Annotated in this window: 20 protein-coding genes; all 20 read right to left on the bottom strand. The window is 60.4% G+C overall.

Going from position 1 to position 17,462, the window contains the following annotated elements; translation table 11 throughout:
• Entirely contained in the window at nucleotides 1-1,548 is a 1,548-nt protein-coding gene (locus JL2886_RS17290; RefSeq protein WP_065273132.1) for an NADH-quinone oxidoreductase subunit M, read from the bottom strand.
• Nucleotides 1,548-3,677, bottom strand: a complete 2,130-nt coding sequence (nuoL, locus tag JL2886_RS17285) for an NADH-quinone oxidoreductase subunit L (protein ID WP_065273131.1) — start codon at nucleotides 3,675-3,677, stop codon at nucleotides 1,548-1,550. Before nuoL ends, JL2886_RS17290 begins: the two co-directional genes overlap by 1 nt.
• A gap of 6 nt (nucleotides 3,678-3,683) precedes the next feature.
• Nucleotides 3,684-3,989, bottom strand: a complete 306-nt coding sequence (nuoK, locus tag JL2886_RS17280) for an NADH-quinone oxidoreductase subunit NuoK (protein ID WP_005624625.1) — start codon at nucleotides 3,987-3,989, stop codon at nucleotides 3,684-3,686.
• A 4-nt stretch (nucleotides 3,990-3,993) separates the two neighbouring features.
• Entirely contained in the window at nucleotides 3,994-4,596 is a 603-nt protein-coding gene (locus JL2886_RS17275; protein WP_065273130.1) for an NADH-quinone oxidoreductase subunit J, read from the bottom strand.
• Nucleotides 4,593-5,000 carry a carboxymuconolactone decarboxylase family protein gene (locus JL2886_RS17270; RefSeq protein ID WP_065273129.1) on the bottom strand — a complete coding sequence of 136 codons (408 nt, stop codon included), beginning with the start codon at nucleotides 4,998-5,000 and terminating at the stop codon, nucleotides 4,593-4,595. Before JL2886_RS17270 ends, JL2886_RS17275 begins: the two co-directional genes overlap by 4 nt.
• 7 nt (nucleotides 5,001-5,007) lie before the next feature.
• Nucleotides 5,008-5,502, bottom strand: a complete 495-nt coding sequence (nuoI, locus tag JL2886_RS17265) for an NADH-quinone oxidoreductase subunit NuoI (protein ID WP_065273128.1) — start codon at nucleotides 5,500-5,502, stop codon at nucleotides 5,008-5,010.
• 2 nt (nucleotides 5,503-5,504) lie between these two features.
• Nucleotides 5,505-6,542: an NADH-quinone oxidoreductase subunit NuoH gene (nuoH, locus tag JL2886_RS17260; protein WP_065273127.1), complete on the bottom strand. Its 1,038-nt coding sequence runs from the start codon at nucleotides 6,540-6,542 to the stop codon at nucleotides 5,505-5,507.
• A gap of 6 nt (nucleotides 6,543-6,548) precedes the next feature.
• Complete coding sequence (locus JL2886_RS17255) at nucleotides 6,549-6,938, bottom strand: hypothetical protein (RefSeq protein ID WP_065273126.1); 390 nt, start codon at nucleotides 6,936-6,938, stop codon at nucleotides 6,549-6,551.
• On the bottom strand, nucleotides 6,935-8,950 hold the full coding sequence (gene nuoG, locus JL2886_RS17250) for an NADH-quinone oxidoreductase subunit NuoG (protein ID WP_065273125.1): 2,016 nt from the start codon (nucleotides 8,948-8,950) through the stop codon (nucleotides 6,935-6,937). Before nuoG ends, JL2886_RS17255 begins: the two co-directional genes overlap by 4 nt.
• A 3-nt stretch (nucleotides 8,951-8,953) precedes the next feature.
• The gene (locus JL2886_RS17245; RefSeq protein ID WP_065273124.1) at nucleotides 8,954-9,364 is read right to left on the bottom strand and encodes a DUF5333 domain-containing protein; all 411 of its coding nucleotides are present in this window, start codon (nucleotides 9,362-9,364) and stop codon (nucleotides 8,954-8,956) included.
• Nucleotides 9,365-9,453: 89 nt separating this feature from the next.
• Nucleotides 9,454-9,807 carry a hypothetical protein gene (locus JL2886_RS17240; RefSeq protein WP_065273123.1) on the bottom strand — a complete coding sequence of 118 codons (354 nt, stop codon included), beginning with the start codon at nucleotides 9,805-9,807 and terminating at the stop codon, nucleotides 9,454-9,456.
• A gap of 145 nt (nucleotides 9,808-9,952) precedes the next feature.
• On the bottom strand, nucleotides 9,953-11,251 hold the full coding sequence (gene nuoF, locus JL2886_RS17235; RefSeq protein ID WP_065273122.1) for an NADH-quinone oxidoreductase subunit NuoF: 1,299 nt from the start codon (nucleotides 11,249-11,251) through the stop codon (nucleotides 9,953-9,955).
• A gap of 6 nt (nucleotides 11,252-11,257) precedes the next feature.
• Nucleotides 11,258-11,485 (bottom strand): DUF5337 domain-containing protein, encoded by a 228-nt coding sequence (locus JL2886_RS17230; RefSeq protein ID WP_065273121.1) that lies wholly within the window; start codon nucleotides 11,483-11,485, stop codon nucleotides 11,258-11,260.
• Nucleotides 11,486-11,535: 50 nt separating this feature from the next.
• On the bottom strand, nucleotides 11,536-12,705 hold the full coding sequence (locus JL2886_RS17225; RefSeq protein ID WP_065273120.1) for an NADH-quinone oxidoreductase subunit E: 1,170 nt from the start codon (nucleotides 12,703-12,705) through the stop codon (nucleotides 11,536-11,538).
• Nucleotides 12,705-13,919 carry an NADH-quinone oxidoreductase subunit D gene (locus tag JL2886_RS17220; RefSeq protein WP_065273119.1) on the bottom strand — a complete coding sequence of 405 codons (1,215 nt, stop codon included), beginning with the start codon at nucleotides 13,917-13,919 and terminating at the stop codon, nucleotides 12,705-12,707. The genes JL2886_RS17225 and JL2886_RS17220 overlap by 1 nt, the downstream gene beginning before the upstream one ends.
• On the bottom strand, nucleotides 13,919-14,524 hold the full coding sequence (locus tag JL2886_RS17215; RefSeq protein WP_065273118.1) for an NADH-quinone oxidoreductase subunit C: 606 nt from the start codon (nucleotides 14,522-14,524) through the stop codon (nucleotides 13,919-13,921). Before JL2886_RS17215 ends, JL2886_RS17220 begins: the two co-directional genes overlap by 1 nt.
• Nucleotides 14,525-14,548: 24 nt before the next feature.
• Nucleotides 14,549-15,082 (bottom strand): NuoB/complex I 20 kDa subunit family protein, encoded by a 534-nt coding sequence (locus JL2886_RS17210; protein ID WP_082996117.1) that lies wholly within the window; start codon nucleotides 15,080-15,082, stop codon nucleotides 14,549-14,551.
• Entirely contained in the window at nucleotides 15,073-15,438 is a 366-nt protein-coding gene (locus tag JL2886_RS17205; protein ID WP_065273116.1) for an NADH-quinone oxidoreductase subunit A, read from the bottom strand. The genes JL2886_RS17210 and JL2886_RS17205 overlap by 10 nt, the downstream gene beginning before the upstream one ends.
• Nucleotides 15,439-15,744: 306 nt before the next feature.
• On the bottom strand, nucleotides 15,745-16,527 hold the full coding sequence (locus JL2886_RS17200; protein WP_065273115.1) for a crotonase/enoyl-CoA hydratase family protein: 783 nt from the start codon (nucleotides 16,525-16,527) through the stop codon (nucleotides 15,745-15,747).
• Nucleotides 16,528-16,558: 31 nt separating this feature from the next.
• Nucleotides 16,559-17,416 carry a hydroxymethylglutaryl-CoA lyase gene (locus JL2886_RS17195; protein ID WP_065273114.1) on the bottom strand — a complete coding sequence of 286 codons (858 nt, stop codon included), beginning with the start codon at nucleotides 17,414-17,416 and terminating at the stop codon, nucleotides 16,559-16,561.
• Nucleotides 17,417-17,462: the final 46 nt, after the last annotated feature.

Below are 17,462 nucleotides of genomic sequence, written 5' to 3'. Positions count from 1 at the left end.
TTAGTGCGAAGCAATCTGGGTCGCCGACGAGGTGTCAGCGGCAGCCAGAGAATGGTTGAAATTCGAGATCAGAGCCTCGGTCGACGGGCCGATGATATCGGTGACAAGCGACGGGTAGACGCCCAGCAGGATCGTCATCACCACCAGCGGCGCAAAGATGAACCGCTCGCGTGCATCCATGTCCTTGATGGTCTTGAGGCTCTCCTTGATCAGATCGCCAAAGACCACACGGCGATAGAGCCACAGCGCATAGCCCGCCGAGAAGATCACGCCGGTGGCAGCAACAGCCGCAACCCAGGTGTTCTTCTGGAAGGTCCCCATCAGGGTCAGGAATTCACCGATGAAGCCCGAAGTGCCCGGCAGGCCGACGTTGCCCATGGTGAAGAACATGAAGACCAGCGCATAGGCAGGCATCCGGATCACAAGGCCGCCGTAGGCGTCGATGTCACGGGTATGCATACGGTCGTAGATCACGCCAACGCAAAGGAACAGAGCAGCCGAGATGAAGCCGTGGCTCAGCATCTGGAAAATCGCACCGTCTACGCCCTGTTGGTTGGCCGCAAAGATACCCATGGTCACAAAACCCATGTGCGCAACCGACGAGTAGGCGATCAGCTTCTTCATATCCTCCTGCACCATCGCCACCAGCGAGGTATAGACAACCGCGATGGCGGACATCCAGAGCACCAGATCAGTCATCACGTCCGATCCGACCGGGAACATCGGCAGGGAGAAGCGCAGGAAGCCATAGCCGCCCATCTTCAGCATGATCGCTGCCAGCACGACCGAGCCTGCGGTCGGCGCCTGAACGTGCGCATCCGGCAGCCAGGTATGCACCGGCCACATCGGCATCTTCACCGCGAAGGAGGCGAAGAAGGCCAGGAACATCAGCGTCTGCATGCCGCCCACCACATGGATACCCAGCACGTCAAAGCTCGCGGCCGAGAAGCTGTGGGTCAGCAGGGTCTCGATGTCGGTGGTGCCCGCGTCAGCGTACATCGCCACCATGGCCACCAGCATCAGCACCGAACCGAAGAAGGTGTAGAGGAAGAACTTGAAGGAGGCGTAGATACGCTCCTTGCCGCCCCAGATACCGATGATCAGGAACATCGGGATCAGGCCCGCTTCGAAGAACAGGTAGAAGAGTACCAGATCCAGAGCCATGAAGACGCCCAGCATCAGGGTTTCAAGCAGCAGGAAGGCCACCATGTATTCCTTGACGCGCACCGTGACGTTCCAGCTGGCCAGAATGGTCAGCGGCATCACGAATGTGGTCAGCAGCACGAAGAGTACCGAGATACCGTCGACACCCATCTTGTACTTCAGACCAAAGATCCAGTCGGCCTCTTCCACGAACTGGAAGCCCGTGTTGGCGGCGTCAAAGTTCACATAGATATAGAGCGACGCCATGAAGGTGATCGTTGTCGCCAGAAGCGCGATCCATTTGGCGTTGCGCTGACCCGCTTCATCCTCTCCCCGGAGCAACAGGGCCATCAGGCCCGCTGCAAATGCCGGGATAAAGGTGATAATAGAAAGGATGTTGTCCATCAGTGCGCTCCTCCGCCGATCGACATCCAGGTGACAAGGGCGGCAATGCCCAGCACCATCCAAAAGGCATAGGTAAAGATGAAGCCGGACTGGGCCCGGCCAGCGAGACGGGTGAAGAAGGGCACGATGCCCAAGGCCACACCGTTCAGGAAACCGTCAACCGTCTTGCCGTCGCCCTTCTTCCAGAAGAAGCGGCCGATCGCCAGGGCGGGTTTGACAAAGATCGCATCGTACAGCTCGTCAAAGTACCACTTGTTCAGGAGGAACAGGTACAGCGGACGCTGCTGTTCGGCCAGACGTGCGGGCAGCGAGGGGTTCCAGATGTAGAACCACAGCGCCAGGATCAGACCGCCCAGCATCGCAAAGAAGGGCGCGGTCTTGACTTGCCATGGAGCCGCGTGGGCATCGTCCAGAACATGGTTATCCGGCGCGATGTACAGAGCACCCTCACCCGGCTCACCAGCAAAGACGTAGTGATGTCCACCAGCGGCTGCATCATGACCTTCATCCGCAGCGCCGTGTCCGTCGGTGGCGGTTTCGCCGTGGCCATCGGTTGCTTCACCGTGACCTTCAGCAGCTTCGCCATGCGCGCCAGCTTCCGCAACCGGGATCCCGTAGAACTTGCCCACCTGATCGGCGTGACCGAAGAAGCTGTTGTACCAGATCATACCGGAGAACACCGCACCCAGAGCCAGGACGCCCAGCGGGATCAGCATGACCATCGGGCTTTCATGCGCGTGATCATGGGTGTGCTTGTCGCCGCGGGGCTTGCCATAGAAGGTCAGGAAGATCAGGCGCCAGCTGTAGAAGGAGGTCATCGCAGCAGCGATTACCAGCAGCCAGAAGCCATACATGGACCCACCTGCATAGGCGCTTTCGATGATCGCATCCTTGGATAGGAAGCCAGCGAAACCAAAATGCGTGAGCGGAATACCAACACCGGTGATGGCCAGCGTGCCGATCATCATCGCAGCAAAGGTATAGGGGATCTTTTTGCGCAGACCACCGTAGTTCGTCATGTCTTGTTCATGGTGCATTGCGTGGATCACGGAGCCCGCGCCAAGGAACAGCATCGCCTTGAAGAAGGCGTGGGTGAACAGGTGGAACATCGCTGCCGAATACATGCCCACACCCGCGGCCACGAACATGTAGCCGAGCTGCGAGCAGGTGGAATAGGCGATGACGCGTTTGATATCGGTCTGAACCAGACCCACGGTGGCGGCAAAGAAGGCCGTCGTGGCACCCAGCACGGTGATGAACATGGTCGCCTGCGGCGCCACTTCCATCAGCGGCGACATGCGGCAGACGAGGAAGACACCAGCGGTCACCATGGTCGCGGCGTGGATCAGCGCCGACACAGGCGTCGGGCCTTCCATCGCGTCCGGCAGCCAGGTGTGCAGGATCAGCTGCGCCGATTTACCCATGGCACCGATGAACAGCAGGATCGCGATCAGGTTTGCCGCGTTCCACTCCCCCCAGAGAAAGCTGAGCTGTGTTTCGGCAATCTCGGGCGTTGCCGCGAAGATGTCGTTAAAGCTGATGCTGTCGGTCAGGAAGAACAGACCAAAGATACCCAGCGCAAAGCCGAAGTCACCGACACGGTTGACGATGAAGGCTTTCATCGCAGCCGCATTGGCCGAAGGCTTGCGGTAGTAGAAACCGATCAGAAGGTAGGAGGCAACGCCGACGCCTTCCCAGCCAAAGAACATCTGAACCAGGTTGTCCGAGGTCACCAGCATCAGCATCGCGAAGGTGAAGAAGGACAGGTAGGCAAAGAAGCGCGGCTTGTAGCTTTCGCCGTCTTTCCACTGCGGGTCATGGGCCATGTAGCCGAAGGAGTAGAGGTGCACGAGGCTGGAGACCGTGGTCACCACGATCAGCATGATCGCGGTCAACCGGTCCAGCCGAATGCCCCAGGAGGTCGAAAGCGAGCCGCTTTCGATCCAGCGCATGATTTCGATGTGCTGCGTGGTCCCGTCAAAGGACAGGAAGGTGATCCAGGACAGGACCGCCGAGAAGAACAGCAGGCCCGTCGCCGTGATGGTGGCGGCCTTTTCGCCGATGAACTTCCAGCCAAAGCCGCAGATCACCGCCCCGACCAAGGGGGCAAAGAGAAGGATGGTTTCCATGACGCTTTAGCCCTTCATCACGTTGATGTCTTCCACGGCGATGGTGCCGCGGTTGCGGAAGAAGCAAACCAGGATCGCCAGGCCAATGGCGGCCTCAGCGGCGGCCACGGTCAGCACGAACAGGGTAAAGACCTGCCCCACCAGATCCCCAAGGAAGCTGGAGAAGGCCACAAGGTTGATGTTCACTGCCAACAGCATCAATTCGATGCTCATCAGCAGGATGATCACGTTCTTGCGGTTCAGGAACAGTCCGAAGATGCCGATGACGAACAGTGTCGCCGCGACGGTGAGATAATGTTCAAGTCCGATCATTGCCTTACAGCCCCTGCCCCGGTTTGATGTCCTTGAGTTCCATCGCCTTGGCCGGGTCACGCATCATCTGTGCGACGATGTCCTGACGCTTCACGTCCTTGCGATGGCGCAGCGTCAGCACGATAGCGCCGATCATGGCCACCAGCAGGATCAGGCCCGCCAGCTGGAACAGAAGGAAATATTGGTCATAAATGATGAGGCCAAGCGCCTCGGTGTTGTGGGTATCCGTCGGTGTCGGCTGCGCCAGCAGCTCGGATGCCAGGGGCGCGCTTTCCCAGGCGCCATAGGCCATGACGAACTGCATCAGGATGACAAGACCGATCAGCAGCGCGACAGGCATGTACCTCGCCATTTCCGCTTTCAGCTCGGCGAAATCCACATCCAGCATCATCACCACGAAGAGGAACAGAACAGCGACCGCCCCCACGTAGACGATGACCAGCAGCATGGCGACGAACTCCGCCCCCAGCAGCACGAACAACCCGGCCGAGGAAATAAAGGCCAGGATCAGCCACAGCACCGAGTGTACCGGCTGGCGACTGATCACAGTGAACAGCCCGCCGGTGATGGCGCTGATGGCGAAGAGGTAGAAGGCAAAAACGCTCATGTCTCATCGTCCCTTTTGTCGTCCAGGACCTCCTGCGCCAGCTCGAGCGCGCGGGTCATGGCCGGAATGCCGGCAAAGACCGACATCTGTCCGATCGTTTCAACGATCTCTTGTTTCTTCGCGCCCGCCTCGAGTGCGTGGCGCACGGTCTGGCGCACGGCGGTATCCGCCTGCGCGCCCTGCATGGTCAGCCCGGCCAGCGTCAAAAGCAGCCGGGTCTTGGCGTCCAGACCGTCCTTGTTGACGGTCCTGCCGAACATCAGTTCCATCGCCTCTTTGGGCATGGTCGGCCAAAGCGCCTCGAACCCCTTGGGCGAGAAATGCTCAAGGCCGGGATTGAGAGCCCGGGCCATCTCGTGGGCCTGGGCCATCATGGCCTCAAAGGGGTTCTTGGTTTCGCTCATCTCTCATTCACCGGTACGGGGCGTCGATTTCCAGGTTGCGGGCGATCTCGGCTTCCCAGCGCTCCCCGTTCGAAAGCAGCTTTTCCTTGTCGTAGAACAGCTCTTCGCGGGTTTCGGTGGCGAATTCGAAATTCGGCCCTTCCACGATGGCATCCACCGGGCAGGCTTCCTGACAGAAACCGCAGTAGATGCATTTGGTCATGTCGATGTCGTAACGCGTAGTGCGGCGGCTGCCGTCTTCACGCGGTTCGGCATCGATGGTGATCGCCTGCGCGGGACAGACCGCCTCGCAAAGTTTGCAGGCAATGCAGCGTTCTTCGCCGTTGGGATAACGGCGCAGCGCGTGTTCACCGCGGAAGCGGGGCGACAGCGGCCCCTTTTCATGCGGGTAATTGAGGGTGGCCTTGGGCGCGAAGAAGTACTTCAGGCCCAGTTTCATGCCTTGCCAGAAATCCTGCAGCAGGAAGTATTTGGCGGCGCGGGTGTAATCGATCTGCGTCATGATCAGCCCCCAGTTGTCCAGCGTGCGAAGGCACCCCAGAACCAGTCGAATTTTGCAGCGAAGGAGACAAAAACCACCCAGACCAGCGAGAAGGGAAGGAAGACCTTCCAGCCAAGGCGCATCAGCTGGTCATAGCGGTAGCGCGGGGTGATCGCCTTTACCATCGCAAAGAGGAAGAAGAAGAAGGCCATCTTGCCAACCATCCAAAGGACGCCATCAGGCAGACCCGGGATCGGGGACAGCCAGCCGCCAAAGAACAGCAGCGTGGTCAGCGCGCACATCAGGAAGATGGCAATGTATTCACCGGCCATGAACAAGAGGAACGGCGTGGCCGAATATTCAACCTGATAACCCGCAACCAGTTCGGATTCCGCTTCGGGAAGGTCGAACGGCGGGCGGTTGGTTTCAGCCAGGGCCGAGATGAAGAACAGGAAGACCATCGGGAAGTGCGGCAGCCAGTACCAGTTGAACAGACCCGCGTTGCCATCCTGCGCACGCACGATCTCGCTGAAGTTCATCGAACCGGTCGAGATGATGACACCAACGATGATCAGGCCAATCGACACCTCGTAAGAGATCATCTGCGCGGCAGAGCGCAGGGAGCCAAGGAACGGATATTTCGAGTTCGAGGCCCAGCCACCCATGATGACGCCGTAAACCTCAAGGCTGGACACCGCGAAGACATACAGGATCGCCACGTTGATATCCGAAAGGACCCAGCCATCGTTGAACGGGATCACCGCCCAGGCGATCATCGCCAGGACGAAGGATGTCAGCGGCGCCAGAATGAAGACGCTGCGGTCCGCCCCCGCCGGAATGACGACCTCTTTGACGACGTATTTCAGCGCGTCGGCCACCGACTGCAGCAGGCCGTAGACGCCCACCACGTTGGGGCCCCGGCGCATCTGCACCGCCGCCCAGATCTTGCGGTCCCCGTAGACGAGGAACAAAAGCGAAATCATGACAAAGGCAACAACTGCAAGCACTTGCGCCAGTATCAGAATGGCGATGCCGCCTGGGGTGTTAAAGAATTCAGCCATAGGTCCTCACACCGTGGGTATTCCGTTTGCCTCACAGTCGGCGACCACGACTTCAGCGTCGATGGTGCGCAGACCGCGCGGGAGGGAGGGCGAGATGGTGTAGACAGCATCTGCAGTCTGAACGCCACCCTCTTGTTTCATTTTTGTGCGCACGTGACGCGCGAAGCCGTAGCCCCGGATCAGCGCATATTGCGCGGCCGCACATTCGGCATAGTCATCCAGGTCCGCCTCGGAGCGGGCACCGGACATAGCAACGTTGAAACGCACCAGATCGCCGTTCAGTAGGCTGGTCTCGACCCCTTTGTATTCAGGGGTGGACCGGTCTGCCGCGCCGGAACCGGGCACCTGCGCGCAGGCCCCCAGCAGCAAGGACGATATGAGCGCCGCGCGGATCACTCGGCCGCGATCTTGTCTGTCTTGCGGGCTTTTGCTGCGGCCGAGAGTTCGGCCATCAGCTGCGATGCACGTGCAATCGGGTTGGTCAGGTAGAAGTCCTTCACCGCAGGCAGGAAGTCGGCCTTGCCCAGCGGTTCGCCTTCGAGCGCGACAACCTCGTTTTCGATAACCTCACCCACTTTCGCCAGATGCGGAACTTCGCCGACCATCGCCTGACGCAGCTGCGCCAGCGAGTCGTAGGGCAGTTTCGCGTCCAGCTCAGCGCTCAGCGCGCGCAGGATGGCCCAGTTTTCCTTCGCCTCGCCCGGTGCGAACCCAGCGCGGAAGGTCAGCTGCGGCCGACCTTCGGTATTGACGAAAAGACCGTTTTCTTCGGTATAGGCTGCGCCCGGCAGGATCACGTCGGCGCGGTGTGCGCCGCGGTCACCGTGGCTGCCCTGATAGACAACGAAGGCACCCGGATCGATTTCGACTTCATCCGCCCCCAGGTTGTAGATCACCTCGGCGCCATCGATGGCTGCGGCCATGCCGCCTTCGGTCACGGCGCCGATGTCCATCGCGCCAACACGGGCTGCGGCGGTGTGCAGTACCAGAACCTTGGCGCCGGATTTGGCGGCGAGCTCCTGAACCTTGGCCATCACGGCCAGACCGTCCGCCTCACGCAGGGCGCCCTGCCCCACGATGATGACCGGCGCCTTATCCGCAATGTCATGGGCGTTTGCCACAGCAGCGTCCAACGCAGCGCGGTCGGTGCCGATGTGTTCGTAATCATAGGTCAGATCCGCAGCGGCGCCGATCAGCCCCACATTGGCACCCTTCAGCCAGGCCTTGCGGATACGGGCGTTCAGAACCGGCGCTTCGTCGCGCGGGTTGGTGCCGACCAGCAGGATCGCCTGCGCCGCGTCGATATCCTCAATCGCCGCAGTGCCCACATAGGCCGAACGGTTTCCGATGGCGAGGCGCGCATTGTCGGTGCGGCATTCCACCGAACCGCCCAGACCTTCGATGAGTTGTTTCAGAGCAAAGGCCGCCTCGACCGGCACCAGATCGCCGATCAGACCGGCAACTTTCTTGCCCTTCATTGCAGTTGCCACGGCATCCAGCGCCTCGGGCCATGTGGCGGGGCGCAGTTTGCCATCAACACGCACATAAGGCTTGTCCAGACGCTGGCGACGCAGACCGTCCCAGACGAAACGGGTCTTGTCAGAGATCCACTCTTCGTTCACGCCGTCATGGTTGCGCGGCAGGATCCGCATGACTTCGCGGCCCTTGGTGTCCACGCGGATGTTCGAGCCAAGCGCGTCCATCACGTCGATGGTTTCGGTCTTGGTCAGCTCCCAGGGGCGGGCGGTAAACGCATAGGGTTTCGAAGTCAGCGCACCAACCGGGCAAAGATCGATGATATTGCCCTGCAGGTTCGAATCCAGCGTCTCGTTCAGGTAGGAGGTGATCTCCGCATCTTCGCCGCGACCGGTCTGACCCATCTGAGTGATGCCGGCGACTTCGGTGGTGAAACGCACGCAGCGGGTGCAGGAAATGCAACGGGTCATGGCGGTGCCGACCAGCGGTCCCAGATCCAGATCATCCACGGCACGCTTGGCTTCACGGAAGCGAGAGAAGTCGACGCCATAGGCCATCGCCTGATCCTGCAGATCGCATTCGCCGCCCTGGTCGCAGATCGGGCAATCGAGCGGGTGGTTGATCAGGAGGAACTCCATCACGCCTTCGCGGGCCTTCTTCACCATCGGTGAATTGGTTTTTACCACCGGTGCCTGACCCTCGGGGCCGGGGCGCAGATCGCGGACCTGCATGGCGCAGGAGGCTGCGGGCTTGGGCGGGCCGCCAACGACTTCGACCAGGCACATACGGCAGTTGCCGGCGATGGACAGGCGTTCGTGATAGCAGAAACGCGGGATCTCTACCCCGGCCTCCTCGCACGCCTGGATCAGGGTCATGGCCCCGTCCACCTCAATCTCGGTTCCGTCAATGTTGATCTTGCGGAGGTCAGACATGGTCTATTTCGCCCTCAGTAAAACGCCGATCGCGCTGTTGTTCTTAATTTCCGTACGTCCGAACGCACAGAAGGATTCCGGTTTTCCGTATGAGACGCCACGGCTTGCAAACAGTGTCTCTCCCTTTGCCCGCATCCGGGCCTTTTCCGTGTCCGAGCCGATGTAGGCGCGGATTTCAGTGTCCGAATAGCCAAGGTCATTGGCCCGCGCGCGCAGGCGTCGCAACTCTCCGGCGCCCTTCCAGAATCGCGCACTCAGGCTGTCGCAGTGATCGGCGATCTCTTTGGCGACAGCGACGGCAAACAGCGGTTCTTCGATTTCCGCGACCGAGCGCAGCGGCGGCTTCGCCAGCAGCGACGATGGCACCAGCGCCAGCGCGACAGCGGACACAAATGACAGAACAACCCGTTTCACATGACTCTCCTTCTTTGCGGAGCGCCAATGGAACGGGGAGCCTGCGTCGTTATGCAATAACGCCGGGCCAGGATATGAGGCCATACCGATCACGTGTCGCAGGTCCCGTGGAAAATCGCGGTGTCGCCATCAAGGCGCAGCTCGGCCTCGGGGTCGTAGGGATCCACGTCCCAGATGATGTCGGAGGTGCCGTAACCGGCTTCACTCAGGCAATAGGTGACGCCAGCGTGATGCGCAGCCATACGCGCGCCCTTGAAGGATTGCGACGCCTTGGAGACCTCAACGCGAAAATCCGCGCGCGTGACCTTCTTGTCCACCGGTTTGGCCTTCGCCTTGAACGCCACGCCATCATAGAGCGTGCGGTCGCTGAAGGAACTGCCACAGCCAGCCAGAACTGCCGCCGACAGCAACAGGACACCTGCGGATTTCAGTTTCCGGTTCATCGTGCCCCCTCCCCGTCGCAGCTGCACAGACCCCATGCCCCCAGACACAGCACAGCCGCCCGGGCAGAAACGCCTGCCTGGCCGGATGTCATTGTGAGGGTAAAATTGCTCATCATGGGTTCTGCTATCTGCCTGTTTTTTGTTCTTATTCAGCCGCCATCGCGCCCATGCGGCCCGACTTTTGCGCCTTGATACGGTCTTCGATCTCTTCGCGGAAGTTGCGGATCAGGCCCTGGATCGGCCAGGCCGCCGCGTCGCCAAGGGCGCAGATGGTGTGGCCTTCGACCTGCTTGGTCACATCCCACAGCATGTCGATTTCTTCCGGTTCCGCCTGACCTTTGACCAGACGATCCATCACGCGCATCATCCAGCCGGTGCCTTCGCGGCAGGGTGTACACTGGCCGCAGCTTTCGTGCTTGTAGAATTTGGACAGACGCCAGATCGCCTTGATGATGTCGGTCTGCTTGTCCATCACGATGACCGCCGCAGTGCCAAGGCCGGAACCCAGCTCACCGCGCAGGTAATCAAAATCCATGATCGCATCGCGCATGTTTTCACCGCGCACACAAGGCACCGAGGAACCACCCGGGATCACCGCCAGCAAATTGTCCCAGCCGCCGCGAATGCCGCCGCAATGCTTTTCGATCAGTTCCTCGAAGGAAATCGACATCGCCTCTTCGACGACGCAGGGGTTGTTGACGTGGCCCGAGATCGCAAACAGCTTGGTGCCCGCGTTGTTGGGGCGACCAAAGCCCGCAAACCATTCAGCGCCGCGGCGCAGGATGGTGGGAACGACGGCGATGGATTCGACGTTGTTCACCGTGGTCGGGCAGCCATAAAGACCCGCGCCCGCCGGGAACGGCGGCTTCATGCGGGGCATGCCCTTCTTGCCTTCAAGGCTTTCAATCAGGGCGGTTTCCTCGCCGCAGATATAGGCACCGGCACCGTGGTGCAGGAAGACGTCGAAGTCCCAGCCCGACCCAGCAGCGTTCTTGCCCAGAAGGCCCTTGTCGTAGCATTCGTCGATGGCCGCCTGCAGGGCCTCGCGCTCGCGGATGTATTCGCCGCGAAGATAGATATAGCAGGTGTGGGCGTTCATCGCGAAAGAGGCAATCAGCGCACCTTCGATCAGCGTATGCGGATCGTGGCGCATGATTTCGCGGTCTTTACAGGTGCCTGGTTCGGATTCATCCGCGTTGATCACCAGATAGGCCGGGCGACCATCGCTTTCCTTGGGCATGAAGGACCATTTGAGGCCAGTGGGGAAGCCCGCACCGCCGCGACCACGCAGGCCGGAGTCCTTCATGGTCTGGATGATCCAGTCACGCCCCTTTTCGATCAGACCGGCGGTACCATCCCAGTGGCCGCGCGCCTGAGCGCCTTTGAGCGTCCGCTCATGCATACCGTACAGGTTGGTAAAGATCCGGTCCTGGTCCTTCAGCATGTCTGCCTACCTTTGGTTGTCCTGACGCATGCGCCAGAGTTGAACGATGTTGACCCCTGCATAGATCATCCCCGCCAGCGCGAGAAAATCGAACAGAAGCGCATAACGGCCCGGCAATCCCATCGCCGGACCAATGATCAGGGACAAAGCGAGCCATGCGAGCATGGTTCCGGCAATCACCAGGGCGATGTGGCGCCCCTTGGCTGCGATGGCTTTGTCCTGTTCAGCGCTCATTGGGTCCCAATGTCTGCTCCCCCGCCCCCGGTTCAGAGGCGGAAGACGGGTTAATCTTTGTAGCGACCGTCGTCTTTGGCCTTCTTGGCGAACTCGGTCTCTTCACCAGCGGCGAGCTGTTTGGATTGCTCGATCCAGCCATCGCGTTCGATGCGGCCCTTGAACTTTAAGCGGCTGTCGACCCATGCGATTTCGGCTTCGGTCCATTTGGCGATCTGGTCAAAGTGGAAGAAGCCGAGTTCATTCAGCGTCTCTTCCAGCTTGGGACCAACGCCTTTCAGCATCTTCAGATCATCGGCCTTGCCACCGCGGGCTTCGCTCAGCGTCTCAGGCGCGCTTTCTTCAACCGATTTGGCGGCTGCCCCTTCGGGCGACGCAGGCTCAGCGGCTTTCTTGGCCGGAGCTTTCTTCGGTGCGGGCTTAGCCTCGGCAGCCTGTTTGGCAGCCGGTTTAGCCGCTTCGGGCGCCTTCGGAGGCTGACCTTCGGCAGCGCGGCCAGCGACGACGCCGTCCTTGCCAACCCAAGGGGTCAAGATCGGAACTTCATCGCCCTGAATGCGCTTGACGCTGTCGCCCAGATCCACGGCCAGCTGCACAGACGCGTTATACTGCGTCTTGCCACTGTCGTATTCGGTGAGCGACGTCAGGCCCGATTTCGGCTCGGCCGCGTAACGCCCGTTCTGCGGCCCAGGAACAACCGGATTGCCTGCTGCCAGATCATCGAGGATCTTGGTGAAGCTTTCGGTGGTCAGATCCTCGAAGTAATCCTTGCCGATCTGCGCCATCGGCGCGTTCGTGCAGGACCCGAGGCATTCCACCTCTTCCCAGGAGAACTTGCCATCGGCAGACACGGTGTGCGGCTTCGGCGCGATCTTTTCCTTGCAGACTGCGATCAGATCCTCGGCGCCGCAGATCATGCAGGAAGTGGTGCCACAGACCTGCACGTGGGCAACGGATCCGGTCGGGACCAGCTGGAACATGAAGTAAAAGGAGGCAACTTCAAGAACGCGGATATAGGCCATGCCCAGCATATCCGCGATATATTCAATCGCGGGCTTGGTGACCCAGCCTTCCTGCTCCTGGGCACGCCACAGCAGCGGAATAACCGCAGAGGCCTGACGCCCCTCGGGGTATTTGGTGAGTTGCGCTTCGGCCCACTTCTGGTTGTCGGGCGTGAAGGCAAAGCTTTCGGGTTGTTCGGAATGCAGACGACGAAGCATTAGCGGTCAATCTCTCCAAATACGACGTCCATGGTGCCAATGATGGCAGCCACGTCGGCAAGTTGGTGACCCTTGGCCACATGGTCCATGGCTTGCAGGTGCAGGAAGCCCGGCGCGCGCAGCTTGGCGCGGTAGGGTTTGTTGCTCCCGTCCGCCACAAGATAGACGCCGAATTCGCCCTTCGGCGCTTCGACAGCGGCGTAGACTTCGCCCTCGGGCACGTGGAACCCTTCGGTGTAAAGCTTGAAGTGGTGGATCAGGCTTTCCATCGAGGTCTTCATGTCGCCGCGTTTCGGCGGGGTCAGCTTGCCACGGGCCAGCACATCGCCGGTGGCTTCGCGCAGCTTGTGGATGGCCTGACGAATGATCGACAGCGACTGGCGCATCTCCTCCATACGGACGAGGTAGCGATCATAACAGTCGCCATTCTTACCGACAGGGATCTGGAAGTCGAACTCGTCGTAGCATTCATAGGGCTGCGCACGGCGCAGGTCCCATGCAAGGCCGGAACCGCGTACCATGACGCCAGAGAAACCGTAGTCCTGGATCTCCTGCTCGTTCACCACGCCAATGTCGCAGTTACGCTGCTTGAAAATGCGGTTTTCGGTCAGAAGCCCGTCGATATCAGCCAAAACTTTGGGGAATTCGATCGCCCATTCTTCGATATCGTCGATCAGTTCATCCGGCAAATCCTGATGCACGCCGCCGGGACGGAAATACGCCGCGTGAAGGCGGGCACCACAGGCGCGCTCGTAGAAGATCATCAGCTTCTCGCGCTCTTCAAACCCCCACAGCGGCGGGGTCAGCGCACCGACGTCCATCGCCTGCGTGGTGACGTTCAAGAGGTGGTTCAGGATGCGGCCGATTTCCGAGTAGAGCACCCGGATCAGCGAGGCCCGGCGGGGAACTTCGACACCGCAAAGCTTTTCGATTGCCAGACACCATGCGTGTTCCTGGTTCATCGGCGCCACATAGTCGAGGCGGTCGAAATACGGCAGGTTCTGCAGGTAGGTGCGGCTTTCCATCAGCTTTTCTGTGCCACGGTGCAACAGGCCGATGTGCGGGTCGCAGCGTTCAACGATCTCGCCGTCCAGCTCCAGCACCAAACGCAGCACGCCATGCGCCGCCGGGTGCTGCGGGCCGAAGTTGATGTTAAAGTTGCGGATCTTCTGTTCGCCCGTCAGGGCGTCTTCGAAACCTTTGGAGCCGTCCATCATTTCGCCCCCTCTTTTTCATCGCCGGGCAGGATGTATTCGGCACCCTCCCACGGGGACATAAAGTCAAACTGGCGGTATTCCTGAACCAGGCTTACGGGTTCGTAGACAACACGCTTCTGCGCCTCGTCATAGCGAACCTCGGTATAGCCGGTGGTCGGGAAATCCTTGCGCAGCGGATGGCCGCGGAAGCCATAGTCCGTCAGGATGCGGCGCAGGTCCGGGTGACCGGTGAAGAGGATCCCGAACATGTCGAAGACCTCACGCTCGAACCAGTTGGCCGAGGGGTGCAGATCGACAATCGAGGGGACCATTTCATCTTCGCGTACGGAAACCCGCAGGCGGATACGCTGGTTCTGGTACATCGACAGGAAGTGATAGACCACGTCGAACCGCTTGGTCCGCTCGGGGTAATCGACTGCCGTGATATCGACCAGGGTGGAAAACTTGCAGGTCGCATCGGCTTTCAGAAAGTCGACCAGCGCCGCGATATTCGCAGGCGCCACGTCCACGTTCAGCTCACCATGGGACACATCCCAGGACAGCACGCATTCGGGGCGCTTAGCCGCGATCTGGGTCCCGAGTTCGTTCAGTGCTTCAGTCATCATCAATTCTCCAACCAAAGCCGATCAGCGGACCAGGGTGCCGGTGCGGCGGATTTTGCGCTGCAGCTGCATCAGACCATAGAGCAGAGCCTCTGCGGTCGGCGGGCAGCCGGGCACATAGACGTCGACCGGAACGATGCGGTCGCAACCGCGCACAACCGAGTAGCTATAGTGATAGTACCCACCGCCGTTGGCACAGGAGCCCATCGAGATCACGTAACGCGGTTCGGGCATCTGGTCGTAAACCTTGCGCAGCGCCGGGGCCATCTTGTTGGTCAGCGTGCCCGCAACGATCATCACATCCGACTGACGCGGAGAGGCGCGCGGCGCGATACCGAAGCGTTCGGCGTCGTAGCGCGGCATCGAGGTGTGCATCATCTCAACGGCGCAGCAGGCCAGACCAAAGGTCATCCAGTGCAGCGACCCGGTGCGGGCCCAGTTGATGATGTCCTCGGCCGAAGTCAGCAGGAAGCCTTTGTCCTGTAGTTCGGCGTTCAGGGCCTGGGTGACGACTTCCTTGTCGACGCCCGCCGTATTGGCTCCGGTCATCACTCCCATTCCAGGGCCCCCTTCTTCCATTCATAGGCAAAGCCGGCTGTCAGCACGCCCAGGAACACCATCATCGACCAGAAGCCTGCGTCGCTCATGTCCTTGAAGCCGACGGCCCAGGGAAACAGGAAGGCGATTTCCAGATCGAAAATGATGAACAGAATCGACACCAGGTAAAAGCGCACATCGAATTTCATACGGGCGTCATCGAAGGCGTTGAAACCACATTCGTAAGCACTTACTTTTTCCGGGTCGGGATTGCGTACGGCGAGCACAACTGCTGCCAGAATAAGAACAATTCCAAGGCCGATAGCGACGGCCAGAAACACCAGGATCGGGAGGTATTCCCGCAACATCTCTTCCACGAGTGGCTCCTTTCCGCGCGCGCGGATTCTCGCGCGCCGTCAATTGGCGTGTTGACTTGGGGCCGTGTCTACTCCCCTGCCCCCCGACCGTCAACACAGGCATTTGGTTTGGCTAAAGCTTCCTTTAACAGCGCGGCGTGGGCACATCACATGGCCCGCAAACGCATATAAATATGCATATTTTTCTATATATAAGAAAAGAACAGCGCGCCCAAAATTTGGGCGCGCCTGAGGGAAATACTCGGTCTTTGGCAAGGCCGCGAAACCGCCTTTAAACCCGTGTCTGAGGCCCCTCTCAGACCCGTTTCAGACCTGCCAGCTGGGTTTGCGTTTGTCGAAAAATGCCGCGATGCCCTCGGAGGCTTCGCCGCCTTCCCAACGGTCAACCAGCGCCTTGATGGTGTGGTCGATGGTGGCGTCGTCCAGACGCGGACCCAGATCGCGGGTCAGTTTTTTCGCTGCGGCGACCGCGCCCGGGGCGCAAGCCATGTAGGGGGCGACCTCTGCCTCGACCGCTTCGGCCAGTTGATCGGCTGGAACGATTCTGGCGAGCAGCCCCAGATCGACTGCCTCGGCTGCGCCAAACAGACGAGCCGACATGAAGACACGGCGCGCGCGCGCTTCGCCCATGCGGGCAATCACATAGGGGCCGATGGTAGCCGGGATCAGGCCTAGTTTGGTTTCCGTCAGCCCCATCTTCAGATGATCGACACCAATCGCCACATCGCAGACCGAGGCCATGCCAACACCGCCGCCAAAGGCATTGCCCTGAATCGCTCCGATCAGTGGCTTGGGCAGGGTGTTGAGCAGCATCAACATTTCCGCCAGCACCCGCGCCTCTTTCGCGCGGGTTTCCGCGTCCGCTGTCATCTGCGCCTGCATCCAGCCGAGATCGCCGCCCGCGCAAAAGCTTTTTCCCGCGCCGGTCAGTACCACGACGCGGACCTTGTCATCGGCGGCAAGGTCCTGTGCGGCCTGTTTCAGCTCCAGCAGCATCTCGCCAGACATGGCGTTGTGCTTCTCGGGCCGGTTCAGGGTCAGGGTCGCCACGCCGCGCGCATCGGTCTCAAGGGTAATCGTGTTGAACATCGTATCGCTCTCTTTTTCTAAAATCGCGCTATCAGACCACGCCGCGCATGGCGCGAGCCACCTCGGCAGCCTCATCCAGCACCCGCGCATCGAGCCCGGTGTCATATCCCAGCGCCGTCAGATGAGCATGCACTGTTTCCGTCGCCACATTTCCCGCGGCGCCCGGCGCATAGGGGCAGCCGCCCAGCCCGCCGACGGCGGCATCAAACACCCGCACGCCCTGCGCAAGCGAGGCGTCGATATTGGCAATCGCCCGCCCGGCGGTGTCATGATAATGTCCGGCCAGTTTCTCGACAGGCACACGTGCCTTTACGGCCTCTAGCATTTTCGTGATCGTTTCCGGCGTCCCCTGTCCGATGGTGTCGCCCAAAGAGACCTCATAGCAGCCGAGTTCAAACAACCGCTCAGCCACTTCTGCCACCTTTTCCGGCGGGGTTGCGCCATCATAGGGGCAATCGGTCACGCAGGAGACATAGCCCCGCACCGGTAGGTCGATCTTCTTCGCGGCCTCAAGGATGGGCACGAAACGCTCGATGCTCTCGGCAATGCTGGCGTTGATATTGGCTTTGGAAAATCCTTCGGAGGCCGAGGCAAAGACGGCGATTTCATCCGCCTTGGCCGCCACCGCGTCCTCGTATCCCCGCATGTTGGGCGTCAGCGCCGCATAAGAGACCCCGGGCGCGCGTTTGATACCCGCCAGAACCTCACCGCTACCAGCCATCTGCGGCACCCATTTGGGGGAGACAAAGCTCGCCACCTCTATTCGCCGGAAGCCCGCGCGTGACAGGCAATCCACCAGGGTAATCTTTTCCGCCACCGGAATCGCCCGCTTTTCATTCTGAAGCCCGTCACGCGGGCCCATTTCGAAAATTTCAACGCTTTGCGTCATGGCGCGCCCTCCCCCGGCAATCCTGCCAACGTTATCCTGTCGCATT

The organism is Phaeobacter gallaeciensis (genome assembly GCF_001678945.1).
Lineage (GTDB): Bacteria > Pseudomonadota > Alphaproteobacteria > Rhodobacterales > Rhodobacteraceae > Phycobacter > Phycobacter gallaeciensis_A.
This window is presented reverse-complemented; position numbering and strand designations above follow the sequence as displayed.

What these genes read in the sequence shown, in the direction of transcription:
- JL2886_RS17210 (WP_082996117.1), bottom strand. Translation starts at nt 15,082, where the DNA reads ATGGGAGTGATGACCGGAGCCAATACGGCGGGCGTCGACAAGGAAGTC.
- JL2886_RS17200 (WP_065273115.1), bottom strand. Translation starts at nt 16,527, where the DNA reads ATGTTCAACACGATTACCCTTGAGACCGATGCGCGCGGCGTGGCGACC.
- nuoG (WP_065273125.1), bottom strand. Translation starts at nt 8,950, where the DNA reads ATGTCTGACCTCCGCAAGATCAACATTGACGGAACCGAGATTGAGGTG.
- JL2886_RS17230 (WP_065273121.1), bottom strand. Translation starts at nt 11,485, where the DNA reads ATGAGCGCTGAACAGGACAAAGCCATCGCAGCCAAGGGGCGCCACATC.
- JL2886_RS17195 (WP_065273114.1), bottom strand. Translation starts at nt 17,416, where the DNA reads ATGACGCAAAGCGTTGAAATTTTCGAAATGGGCCCGCGTGACGGGCTT.
- JL2886_RS17215 (WP_065273118.1), bottom strand. Translation starts at nt 14,524, where the DNA reads ATGACTGAAGCACTGAACGAACTCGGGACCCAGATCGCGGCTAAGCGC.
- nuoI (WP_065273128.1), bottom strand. Translation starts at nt 5,502, where the DNA reads ATGACGCAGATCGATTACACCCGCGCCGCCAAATACTTCCTGCTGCAG.
- JL2886_RS17225 (WP_065273120.1), bottom strand. Translation starts at nt 12,705, where the DNA reads ATGCTTCGTCGTCTGCATTCCGAACAACCCGAAAGCTTTGCCTTCACG.
- JL2886_RS17275 (WP_065273130.1), bottom strand. Translation starts at nt 4,596, where the DNA reads ATGAGCGTTTTTGCCTTCTACCTCTTCGCCATCAGCGCCATCACCGGC.
- nuoK (WP_005624625.1), bottom strand. Translation starts at nt 3,989, where the DNA reads ATGATCGGACTTGAACATTATCTCACCGTCGCGGCGACACTGTTCGTC.
- JL2886_RS17240 (WP_065273123.1), bottom strand. Translation starts at nt 9,807, where the DNA reads ATGAACCGGAAACTGAAATCCGCAGGTGTCCTGTTGCTGTCGGCGGCA.
- JL2886_RS17270 (WP_065273129.1), bottom strand. Translation starts at nt 5,000, where the DNA reads ATGAGCGAAACCAAGAACCCCTTTGAGGCCATGATGGCCCAGGCCCAC.
- nuoL (WP_065273131.1), bottom strand. Translation starts at nt 3,677, where the DNA reads ATGGAAACCATCCTTCTCTTTGCCCCCTTGGTCGGGGCGGTGATCTGC.
- JL2886_RS17290 (WP_065273132.1), bottom strand. Translation starts at nt 1,548, where the DNA reads ATGGACAACATCCTTTCTATTATCACCTTTATCCCGGCATTTGCAGCG.
- JL2886_RS17220 (WP_065273119.1), bottom strand. Translation starts at nt 13,919, where the DNA reads ATGGACGGCTCCAAAGGTTTCGAAGACGCCCTGACGGGCGAACAGAAG.
- nuoH (WP_065273127.1), bottom strand. Translation starts at nt 6,542, where the DNA reads ATGGCTGAATTCTTTAACACCCCAGGCGGCATCGCCATTCTGATACTG.
- nuoF (WP_065273122.1), bottom strand. Translation starts at nt 11,251, where the DNA reads ATGCTGAAGGACCAGGACCGGATCTTTACCAACCTGTACGGTATGCAT.